This window comes from Arthrobacter sp. Soil_N43, assembly GCF_057655195.1.
The window spans coordinates 21,046-31,171 of sequence record NZ_JBDGML010000029.1 but is presented as its reverse complement, the minus strand read 5'-3'; the positions used below and the strand labels follow the sequence as shown (position 1 = coordinate 31,171).

13 protein-coding genes are annotated in these 10,126 nt (G+C 65.2%); 6 read left to right on the top strand and 7 right to left on the bottom strand.

Annotated elements, in window-relative coordinates; all coding sequences use genetic code 11:
- The 3 genes from AC3A3W_RS01670 to AC3A3W_RS01660 form a co-directional block, all read left to right on the top strand.
- Nucleotides 1-413, top strand: a 413-nt coding sequence (locus tag AC3A3W_RS01670; RefSeq protein WP_487440156.1) for an NAD-binding protein, incomplete at its 5' end; no start/stop codon positions are given.
- A gap of 40 nt (nt 414-453) precedes the next feature.
- On the top strand, nt 454-1,233 hold the full coding sequence (locus tag AC3A3W_RS01665) for an enoyl-CoA hydratase (protein WP_487440155.1): 780 nt from the start codon (nt 454-456) through the stop codon (nt 1,231-1,233).
- A 62-nt stretch (nt 1,234-1,295) separates the two neighbouring features.
- Nucleotides 1,296-2,051, top strand: coding sequence for a CPBP family glutamic-type intramembrane protease (locus AC3A3W_RS01660; RefSeq protein WP_487440159.1), 756 nt, complete (start codon nt 1,296-1,298; stop codon nt 2,049-2,051).
- 34 nt (nt 2,052-2,085) lie between these two features.
- Here AC3A3W_RS01660 and AC3A3W_RS01655 read toward each other — a convergent pair whose 3' ends face one another.
- Nucleotides 2,086-2,349 carry a hypothetical protein gene (locus tag AC3A3W_RS01655; protein ID WP_487440154.1) on the bottom strand — a complete coding sequence of 88 codons (264 nt, stop codon included), beginning with the start codon at nt 2,347-2,349 and terminating at the stop codon, nt 2,086-2,088.
- A 133-nt stretch (nt 2,350-2,482) separates the two neighbouring features.
- Nucleotides 2,483-2,815 carry an ArsR/SmtB family transcription factor gene (locus AC3A3W_RS01650; protein ID WP_487440153.1) on the bottom strand — a complete coding sequence of 111 codons (333 nt, stop codon included), beginning with the start codon at nt 2,813-2,815 and terminating at the stop codon, nt 2,483-2,485.
- 340 nt (nt 2,816-3,155) lie between these two features.
- Here AC3A3W_RS01650 and AC3A3W_RS01645 point away from each other — a divergent pair, with 340 nt between their 5' ends.
- Nucleotides 3,156-3,530 (top strand): YegP family protein, encoded by a 375-nt coding sequence (locus AC3A3W_RS01645; protein WP_487440152.1) that lies wholly within the window; start codon nt 3,156-3,158, stop codon nt 3,528-3,530.
- 2 nt (nt 3,531-3,532) lie between these two features.
- The gene (locus AC3A3W_RS01640) at nt 3,533-4,237 is read left to right on the top strand and encodes a PAS and ANTAR domain-containing protein (RefSeq protein WP_487440151.1); all 705 of its coding nucleotides are present in this window, start codon (nt 3,533-3,535) and stop codon (nt 4,235-4,237) included.
- Between the two features lie 54 nt (nt 4,238-4,291).
- On the opposite strand, the gene AC3A3W_RS01635 is transcribed toward AC3A3W_RS01640, so the two are convergent.
- Together AC3A3W_RS01635 and AC3A3W_RS01630 are read right to left on the bottom strand one after the other, a co-directional pair.
- Nucleotides 4,292-4,801, bottom strand: a complete 510-nt coding sequence (locus AC3A3W_RS01635; RefSeq protein ID WP_487440158.1) for a MarR family winged helix-turn-helix transcriptional regulator — start codon at nt 4,799-4,801, stop codon at nt 4,292-4,294.
- Between the two features lie 2 nt (nt 4,802-4,803).
- Nucleotides 4,804-6,564 carry an AMP-binding protein gene (locus AC3A3W_RS01630; RefSeq protein WP_487440150.1) on the bottom strand — a complete coding sequence of 587 codons (1,761 nt, stop codon included), beginning with the start codon at nt 6,562-6,564 and terminating at the stop codon, nt 4,804-4,806.
- Between the two features lie 198 nt (nt 6,565-6,762).
- On the opposite strand from AC3A3W_RS01630, the gene AC3A3W_RS01625 reads away from it, so the two are divergent.
- Nucleotides 6,763-7,896 (top strand): acyl-CoA dehydrogenase family protein, encoded by a 1,134-nt coding sequence (locus AC3A3W_RS01625; RefSeq protein ID WP_487440157.1) that lies wholly within the window; start codon nt 6,763-6,765, stop codon nt 7,894-7,896.
- On the opposite strand, the gene AC3A3W_RS01620 is transcribed toward AC3A3W_RS01625, so the two are convergent.
- The 3 genes from AC3A3W_RS01620 to AC3A3W_RS01610 form a co-directional block, all read right to left on the bottom strand.
- Nucleotides 7,893-8,483, bottom strand: a complete 591-nt coding sequence (locus tag AC3A3W_RS01620) for a DinB family protein (RefSeq protein ID WP_487440149.1) — start codon at nt 8,481-8,483, stop codon at nt 7,893-7,895. The genes AC3A3W_RS01625 and AC3A3W_RS01620 overlap by 4 nt on opposite strands.
- Nucleotides 8,484-8,574: 91 nt before the next feature.
- The gene (locus AC3A3W_RS01615; protein ID WP_013599688.1) at nt 8,575-8,778 is read right to left on the bottom strand and encodes a cold-shock protein; all 204 of its coding nucleotides are present in this window, start codon (nt 8,776-8,778) and stop codon (nt 8,575-8,577) included.
- Nucleotides 8,779-9,058: 280 nt separating this feature from the next.
- Nucleotides 9,059-10,114: a zinc-dependent alcohol dehydrogenase family protein gene (locus AC3A3W_RS01610; protein ID WP_487440148.1), complete on the bottom strand. Its 1,056-nt coding sequence runs from the start codon at nt 10,112-10,114 to the stop codon at nt 9,059-9,061.
- Nucleotides 10,115-10,126: the final 12 nt, after the last annotated feature.

Here is a 10,126-nt window from a genome sequence, read left to right as displayed (position 1 = left end):
GAGAGCACGGCGCAGGACAGTCGGCCAAGATCTGCAACAACCTCATCCTGGGCGTGTCCATGATCGCGGTGAGCGAGGCGTTCGTCCTGGGCGAGAAGCTGGGGCTGACGCACCAGGCGCTGTTCGACGTCGCGTCCGCAGCGTCCGGCCAGTGCTGGGCGCTCACCACGAACTGCCCCGTTCCCGGGCCGGTGCCCACCAGCCCGGCCAACCGCGACTACCAGCCGGGGTTCGCCGGGGCACTGATGGCGAAAGACCTCAAATTGGCACTGAACGCAGTCCAAAGCACCGGCGTGGCAGCCCGGATGGGACCGCTCGCCTCTGAAATCTACGATGCCTTCGCAGCCGAGGGCGGTGCCGGAAGGGATTTCTCCGGCATTATCACCGACATTCGGGACAAATCCGGTAAGTAGGCTTAGCTTGGGTTAGGGACCAAATACGTAAGGGGCATGCATGACGCAGGAGTACGGGAACATTCTGGTGGAGCGCCGCGGGCGCGTGGGTCTCGTGACCCTGAACCGGCCCGAAGCACTGAACGCGCTGAACAGGGCGACACTGGATGAACTCGTCGCTGCGGTGTCGGCCATGGACGCCGATCCCGGCGTGGGGGCGGTGGTGATCACCGGCTCGGGGAAGGCCTTTGCCGCCGGCGCCGACATCAAGGAGATGGCGTCACAGGGATATATGGAGATGTACGACGCCGACTGGTTCCGTGGGTGGGAAGACCTCACCCGGCTGCGGATCCCGCTGATCGCCGCAGTGTCCGGCTTCGCCCTGGGAGGCGGCTGCGAACTGGCGATGATGTGTGACTTCATCGTCGCCGGGGACAACGCCAAGTTCGGCCAGCCCGAGATCAACCTCGGAGTCCTTCCGGGGATGGGCGGCTCCCAGCGGCTCACCCGCGCTGTGGGCAAAGCCAAAGCGATGGACATGATCCTGACCGGCCGGTTCATTGATGCGGACGAGGCGGAGCGCTCCGGGCTCGTCTCCCGGGTGGTTCCGGCCGGGGACACCGTGGAAGAGGCGCTGAAGGCCGCCGAGGTCATCGCCGCCAAGTCAAAGCCTGCCGCCATGCTGGCCAAGGAAGCAGTCAACGCGGCCTTCGAGACCGGGCTGGCGCAGGGCGTGCTCTTTGAGCGGCGCCTGTTTCATTCGCTCTTCGCCACCGAGGACCAGAAAGAAGGCATGGCTGCTTTCTCGGAGAAGCGCCAGCCGGAGTTCAGGCACCGGTGAACCTCCCTGTCGCAGAACAGAGCACCGCCAAGGGGACCTCCATCCGCGTGGTCCCCGCGGCGATGCTGTCGCTGTCCGGCTTCCTGCTCTTCGCGGTGCACCAGCCCGTCGCCGGCTACGCCCTGCTCGCGGCCTCGCTGGTGCTGGCTGCGTTCGTTGACAGGGCGCTTTTCCGCGACCTCCTCCTCATCGCCGCCGGAATCCTGGTGATCAGCGCCGTTCCGATCACCACCGACGTCAGCACCTCGCACATGCTCGTCATGGGGTCGGCCATGGTCCTGGCCGTGGGCATCCCGTATGCGGTGTCCCGCTGGGTCACCAAGGAGCGCGCGATCGTGTTTCCCGTCATGACCGGCAACAAGTGGACGCGGGGGGAGAAGCTGTACCTGCCCGTGGTGTTGGTGCTCGGCTACGCCGTGCTGCCCGTCTACATGGTCCGGACGGGCGTCTACCAGAACTGGCCCGCAGTGCACGATCCGGACGGCATCATACGGCTCTTCATCGGGACGAACGCCCTGGGCATCTGGGATGAACTGTTTTTCATTTGCACGGCCTTTGCGCTGTTCCGCCGACATCTGCCCGACTGGCAGGCCAACCTCCTGCAGGCAGTACTGTTCACGTCCTTCTTGTGGGAACTCGGATTCCGGGCCTGGGCACCGCTGTTCATTTTCCCGTTCGCGCTGCTTCAGGCCCGCATTTTCACGGTGACCAAGTCGCTCTCCTACATAGTGGCAGTCCACCTGTTGTTCGACTTTGTCCTGTTCCTGGTCCTGCTTCACGCCCACAACCGCGAATGGTTCGACATCTTCCTGTACTGAGATATCTGCCGGTCGGGGTCAGTTGCCGGGCCCGTCAAACGGAGCGCGCGGCTTCGCCCCGTTCCGCTGCGCCGAAAAGCCAGGCCGCGACGTCGCTCCGCAGGATCTGGTGGGGGCTTCCCGTGGGGCTGACGCTTCCGGCAGGCACGTAGTAGCCGCGCCCTGAACCGGGACCTCCGGCGGCGCGGTCCAGTGCCTGGATAATGTGCCGGCTCAGGTGGCCGTGCGGCCCGGTGGCTCGGATCTCCTCAAGTTCGTGCGGGGCGAGGCGCCCCAGAACAGCAGCAATGTCGGCCACGATCGTTCCCCCTCCTTGCCCAGGTTTCCCTTGCGCGGGTCTTAGAAGAGCAACGCTAAGGGATGGCCGTTAACGGGAGGTGAAGTTCCGGCGGCTATCAGCGAACAGATGCCGGGGGGCGCCTGCTGGTAGATCAGCCCGCGGTTTGCAGGCTGTCGGCGGGCATCCGTACAGACCCCAGCAGGCCGCCGGCGGCTTCCAGGACGCCGCGCACGTCGGAGCAGGAGAGTTCGTAGAAGAGACGGCCGTCCTTCCGCGAGGGGACGATCAGCCGCTGCCGCCGGAGGATGCCCAGGTGCTGGGAGAGGTCCGAGGCGGCAAGACCTGTGTCGTCACGCAGCCGGCTCACTGCCACGGGGCCGTTCAGCAGCATTTCGAGGATGAGGATCCGTGCCGGATGGCCCATCGACTTGAAGAGGTCTGCTTTTACGTCGCTCAGGATCACGCTGCCTGGCATGTCATCCATCCTGGATTTCCTCCGCTGCAGTCCCATCCATACCGGCGCCGCCGAACGGCCACGCCTACCTTCAAGTATAGAGACAGAACGGTCTGTCTTAGTCATCCATATCTCAGGCAACACCTTAGCGGACCGGAAATCCGCGGAATGGAGCGGTCTGAACCAGGGTCCTTGCGACGGACAGGCCTTGCCAAACAGGCCCGTCTAGTTCAGAATTTCATAAATTCATCAAAATTGCGCCCTGCGTTATCTGCGGCGTGATCCAGGAACACGTGGACTGCTTCCGGTGCCGACGGTGTCACCGGAAGCCTTGTATTTCTGTTGAACGAGGGGGATTTTTATGGCCGGTATGTTCGAACTTTTCCTTGACGACGACGCTACATTCAAATTCCAACTCACAGCCCCGGACGGTACCGTAATGGCCGTGTCCCGGGCTTTTTCGGATAAGGAGGAAGCGGTAAGGGGAATTGCCGCAGTCCGCGAGTACGCCGGCATGGGTCTCGTACGGGAGATTTCGGCATCGCCGGTGGACCGCCCATCCTCGCCCCGCCCGTCGCCACCCCGCAAGGCCGCGCCCCGTCCGGCCGCCGTGATCGAGGGTGTTCCCGCGGCAGGCCTGCGGCGCACCGCCCTGCCGCGCACTGAAGCGCTGCGGGCGTGCAGGACCACCGATCACGCAAGGACTCTGGTGTCCGGCGCCGACGGTTACTCGCCCGGCGTGTGACCATGGAAGGACAGGACGCGGCAGCAGGCGGCGCGGCGAACCAGCCGAAGAGTGTGAACACATACTCCAGTGCCTTGGGGGACGCCAACTGTGCCGCCGGGACATTCCATTACGATGCCGTGTCCAAGGAACTGCACTGGTCGGATGAGCTCTATGCCCTGCATGGGTACGCCCGCGGGGAGATTGTGCCGACCATCGAACTGCTCTACTCCCACAAGCATCCCGAGGACCGCGGGCGCTGCCAGGAAGTCTTCTCGGCGGCCTGCGTTTCGGGCGGCTATTTCTGCAGCTATCACCGGCTCATTGACTCCAGGCTGCGAGAGCACCGCGTCATCACGGCAGGGGAGGCTGTGGTGGAAGCTGGCGTGCTGCAGAGCGCGGACGGCTTCATCATTGACCTCACCAGCACGCTGCACTGGGAAACGGAGCGGGCCGCCCGCGAAGCGGTGGAGGGTGCCGTCGGGACGCGCGCCACCATCGAACAGGCCAAGGGGATTCTGATGGGGAGCCTGCGCATCGGCTCCGAGGCGGCGTTCGACCTTCTCTCCACCCACAGCCAGCACACCAACATCAAGGTTTACAGCACGGCCGCCGACCTCGTCCAGCGTGCCAACGACCCGCAGCAGATCGCCCTGTTGGATGCCTTCATTGAGGAACTGCAGCGAACGTCAGGCCGCCGCACGGACAGCGACAGCATTCCAGGCTGATGAGCGTGCGCCGGGGCTGATGCTGCGCTGCCGGCCGGCCCGTGCGGCGTCCCGTCACTCTTCGGAGAAGTCACCGGCCTGGCGGCGGAAGTCCGCCAGTATCCGGATCAGCTGCTCCATGTCGCTGTCCGCGAAGCCGGACTGGCTGAAAACCTCCGTGTTGAGGACCGCCGTCGCACGTTTGGCGATGGTGCTGCCTTCGGTGGTGAGTTCGATCAGCGTGGTGCGGCCGTCAGTCGGGTGCGGTGAACGCACCACGAGTCCGGCTTTTTCAAGGCGGTCGACGGCGTTGGTCACGGACGTCGGATGGACCTGGAGCAGGGCGCTCGCTTTGTTCATAGGAAGCGAGCCGCTGCGCGCGAAACTCAGCAGAGCCAGCAGCTCGTAGCGGGCAAAGGTGAGGCCGAAGGGTTTCAGGGCGCCCTCAATGCGGGCCAGGAGTATCTGCTGCGTGCGCATGATGGCCGTGATGGCGGCCATCGGCGCGGCGACGTCGCCCCATCCATGGCGTTCCCAGTTTCGCTGGGCGTCGGCGATGGGGTCGCGGGGGAGCGGCGTTGCCATGGTCATTTCCCGCTCTTCAGGCCCGGAAAGTCGGCTTCGGAATACTCCCTGCCCAGGCCCCGGCTTGGGCCCTGGGGACCCGGGGTACCGGAACCTGGTGCGCCGCCGTGCCTGGCCTCCTCGCTGTGACGCAATTCCACCCGGCGGATCTTGCCGGAAATGGTCTTGGGCAACTCGGCGAATTCGATCCGGCGAATGCGCTTGAAGGGAGCCAGGTGGTCCCGGCAGTAGCGGAGGATCTCCTCGGCCAGTTCCGGCCCCGGTTCGTGGCCGGCCGCCAGAACCACGAACGCCTTGGGCACGGATAGCTTGACGGGGTCCGGGGACGGGACCACGGCTGCCTCGGCCACGGCAGGGTGCTCGATCAGTACGCTCTCCAGTTCAAACGGGGACAGCCGGTAATCAGAGGATTTGAAGACGTCGTCACCGCGGCCAACATAGGTGATGACGCCCTGCTCGTCCCTGCTGGCCATGTCGCCTGTGTGGTAGTAGCCGCCACGGAAAGCGTCCGCCGTCTTCTCAGGATCTCCGTAGTACGCCTTCATCAGCCCCACGGGGCGGGGGTCCAGGCGCAGGCAGAGCTCGCCGTCGTCCGCCCCTTCCCCGGTCGCGGGATCAACAAGAACCACGTCATAACCGGGCAGTGGCTGGCCCATGGCTCCGATCTTGACCGGCTGGCCAGGGGTGTTGGCCACCTGAACGGTCGTCTCCGTTTGGCCGAAACCGTCGCGGATGGTCTGTCCCCAGGCGCGGTGAACCTGCCCGATCACCTCGGCGTTGAGCGGTTCGCCGGCCGAAACCACCTTGGCGGGCGGATTCCTGAGCAGCGTGAGGTCTGCCTGGATCAGCATTCGCCACACTGTGGGCGGGGCGCAAAAGCTGGTCACCTTCTCGCGGTCCATCTGCTCCATCAGGGCCCGGGCGTCAAAGCGGTCGTAGTTGTAAATGAACACGCAGGCCTCGGCGATCCACGGCGTGAACACGTTGGACCACGCATGCTTGGCCCACCCCGGGGAGGCCACGTTCAGGTGGACGTCACCGGGCTCCAGGCCGATCCAGTACATCGTGGAGAGGTGGCCCACGGGGTACGACGTGTGCGTGTGCTCCACCAGTTTGGCCTTCGACGTGGTCCCGGAGGTGAAGTACAGGAGCAGCGTTTCGTCGGCCATCGTGGGGGCGTCCGGAGTGAACTCCCCGGGGGAGGCGGCGGAGTCAGAATACCGAAGGATCTCCGGCTGCGTGGTGCCGGTGCCGCCGTCGCCGATTTCAATGAGCCTGTAATCTCCGGGAACATCGGCAAATTTGCCGATGTTGGAACTTCCGACGGCGGCCCAGGCCGCTTCGCCGCGCTCCACCCGGTCCTTCAGGTCCGCCGGACCCATCAGCGTGGTGGTGGGAATGAGCACGATGCCCAACTTGATGCCCGCCAGCATGAGCTCCCAGAGTTCCACCTGGTTTCCGAGCATAACGATCATGCGGTCCCCGCGCCGCACTCCCTGGCTGCGGAACCAGTTGGCCACCTGGTTTGAGCGGGCCGAGAGCTCGGCGAAACTGCGGCGGGTGGCCGTGCCGTCCTGTTCCACGATCACCAGCGCGGGCCTGCTGCCGGCGGCGGGATCGGCAGCGATGGCGTCGAACCAGTCCAGCGCGAAGTTGAATTCCTCGAAGCGTGGCCACTGAAAGCTGCTCCGGGCCTCTGAGTAGTTGTTGCGCAGGGCCAGCAGCTGGTCGCGTGCTGCACGGAAGTCGTCGGTGACTGTCATGGGGCACCTTTCGCCGGGGGATACACATCCTAGTGATCCATGTCACTCTGCAATATACTAGGACATCCAAGGGTTTGAAAGAGTGAAGGGACCGTGCCCGTGCAGCCACAAGGACGTGACAGCGGACAATCCACAGCGGTGCAGGCGGCCGGCGACGACGTGCCCGGGCAGGAGCCGCCCTTTCCCGATGCCGACCTCATGTACATCGCCGACCTGCTTCCTCCGGACGAACGGAAGCGCTACCTGGATGTTCGGGAATTCCTGCAGGCCAGGGTCAGGGCGCAGTCCATCGATTACTGGAACCGCGAGGAGTTCCCATTCGGGCTGTTGGCGGAGATGGGAAAGCGCGGGCTCGGCGGGCTGCAGACGGACGGCACGTCGAAGCTCTTCAAGGGCCTCATGTATGTCGAGGTGGCCAGGGCCGACGTATCGTTGTCGGCCCTGGTGGGCATCCACAACGAGTTGATTGTGGGAATGATCCACGAACTTGGATCCGAGGAGCAGAAGCGCCGCTGGCTGCCGGGGCTGACGGCATTCACGCAGCTGGGAGCCTTCGCCCTCACAGAGCCGGACCACGGCTCGGACATCGCCGGGGGACTTGCAACCTCGGCCCGGCGGGAGGATGGCGAGTGGGTGATAAGCGGCGCCAAACGGTGGATCGGAGCCGGCACCATCGCTGACTTTGCCCTCGTCTGGGCCCGCGACGAGGCCGACCAGCAGATCAAGGGCTTCATCGTGGAAACCGACCGGCCTGGGTATACCGCGACCAAGATCGCCAACAAGATCGGTCTGCGGATCATGCAGAACGCCGACATCCTGCTGGACAACGTCCGGATCCCGGAGGCCAACCTGCTTCCGGGAGCCACGGATTTCTCCAAGGCGAACGCGCTCCTGAGGGACTCGCGTGCCTGGGTGGGGTGGCAGGGCGCCGGGATCCAGCTGGCTGCGTTCGACGTCGCCCGCTCCTACTCCCTGCAGCGCCGGCAGTTCGGCAAGGAACTGGCCCGCTTCCAGCTCATCCAACAGCAGCTCGCCGAGATCCTGGGCAACGCCTCCGCGTCATTGGCCCTGATGGTGCAGCTCGCCCGGATCCAGGAGGAGGGCAGGCTGGAGATGGCGCAGGCCGCCATGGCCAAGGCCACCACCACCCGGCTCGCCCGCTCCTCCGTGGCCATGGGGCGTTCGCTGCTCGGAGGTAATGGCATCAGCAGCGACTTCGAGATGGGGAAGCTCTTCGGGGATGCCGAGATCCTCTACACCTACGAGGGCAGCTACGAGATCAACTCGCTGATCGTGGCCCGGGCGGTCACCGGGAAGTCGGCGTTCGTCTAGGTGGTGGCGTGCACCGCAGCCTCGCGTGCCGCGGCCTCGAGCCTGTCGAAGTGTGCGCTCTGCTCGGCGGCACTCCGCACGGGAAGGTTGGGGTCATTTGGGCCCTGCCCCGCAGCGCCGTCGATCAGTTCGCGGAGGATGTCCGCGTGCCCCAGATGCTGGGCCGTCTCCGCGCACATGTGAACCAGCATCTGCTGCAGCGTCACGTGCCTGCGCTCTTCCGGCCACCAGGGCACGACGCCCGGAGCATCGAGCGGCAGTGACTCAATGGTGGCGTCGCTGTGGGCGGCCGAGAAGCGGTGCAGCTCCACGATCTCATCACGGGTCTCCCCGGCGGTGGCCCACATGTCCGCGTCAGGTTCCGCGGCGTCGTCGAACCACGGGAGGTCACGCCCGCTGGGACGGCCAAACACCTCGCCGAAGTAGCCCAACTCCACGCTGGCGACGTGCTTGACGAGGCCCAGCAGGTTGGTCCCTGTCGGGGTCATGGGCCGGCGGCACTCGTACTCGCCCAGGCCGTCGAGCTTCGCGAGAAGCTGGCTGCGGCGCGTGCGCAGGTAGCGGTGCAGGGTCGCTTTGTCATCCATAAGGTGCACTCTCGGGTTCTTGGGCGGTGCCAGGACACAAAAATTGCCCGGGACATGCTGACCAGCACGTCCCGGGCAATTTTATTCAAACCTACAGCGGGCGAATGTTCTCAGCCTGCGGGCCCTTGGGGCCCTGGGTCACGTCGAATTCGACTTTCTGGTTTTCATCCAGGGAGCGGTAGCCGCTGCTGGCAATTGCCGAATAGTGCGCGAAAACATCTGCCGATCCGTCATCCGGAGCGATGAATCCGAAGCCCTTTTCGGCGTTGAACCATTTAACTGTGCCTGTTGCCATGTGCTGCTACTTCCTTTGTAACCCTTATTTCTGGTCCTGCTCCGACGGCAGGCAGATGCGGAGAACTGTTTTCCGCTATCTCAAACCTATGGGCAGCACGCGGGCCGTGCAATAGCTGGAGTCATCAACTGTCCCTTCTGAAACTCCGGCTGGCGGCATTAACGGGCCCCATTAATGAGTTGTTCGGCCACTGTTCCTCTGCGGGGACGGTTTTGACCATGTCGCTGGAGACGCATTGTGGCTTAGCGGCCCCGGTAGGCGATGGCCACCACGTAGCCGCTCATGGCGTCAGCAGCACTTTGATCGCACGCCGCTCATCCATGGCCCTATATGCCTCAGGGGCATCCTCAAGGGACATTTCGACGTCGAACACCCGGCCGGGATTGATCCTGCCCGCAAGCACGTCCGCCAGCAATTCCGGGATGTAGGTCCGGGCCGGAGCCATCCCGCCCGACACGGTGATGTTCTTGTCGAAGAGGTAGCGCAGCGGGATCTCCGCGCCGCCGGTCGGAACGCCCACGAATCCCAAAGCGCCGCCGGGGCGTACGGAATGCAGGGCCTGTTCCATGGACTCCTTCGTCCCGACGCATTCCAGCACCGAGTCGGCGAGCACGCCGCCGAGCAGCTCGCGGACTTTCGCCGCGCCCTCGTCCCCGCGTTCATCCACGATGTCTGTGGCACCGAACTCCCGGGCGATTGCCTGCCGGTCGGCGTGGCGGGACATGGCAATGATCCGTTCGGCTCCCAGCCGCTTCGCTGCCAGCACGCCGCAGAGCCCCACGGCGCCGTCGCCCACCACTACAACGGTCCTGCCTGGAGCGACCCTGGCGCTGAGCGCGGCGTGGTGGCCCGTGGCCATCACATCGGACAGGGTGAGGAGGTTCTTGCGCAGCGACTCGTCCGGTTCCCCGAGGTCGGGCACTTTGACGAGGGTGGATTCCGCCATCGGGACACGCACGGCCTGGCCCTGGCCTCCGTCGATGCTGTGGCCCGCGTCGTCCTTGCCGCCCCAGCCGGCGAGCCGGTCGCAGGCCACGGTCACCCCGTTGCGGCACTGAGGGCACTCGCCGCAGCTCACCACGAACGGCGCGATGACGAAGTCGCCGTTCCGGAGCGCTGTCACGTCAGCGCCAATGCTCTCCACGACGCCGATGAACTCATGGCCGATGGCGGAGGGCCGGCCGACCGGCTTCACGCCCCTGTACGGCCACAGGTCAGAGCCGCACACACACGCCGCAGTCACCCTGACCACCGCGTCCGTGGGCAGCTGGACAGCCGGGTAGTCCCGGTCCTCCACCCTGATGTCTCCGGGGCCGTGGATGATGGTGGCGCGCATGGCTGCTCCTGT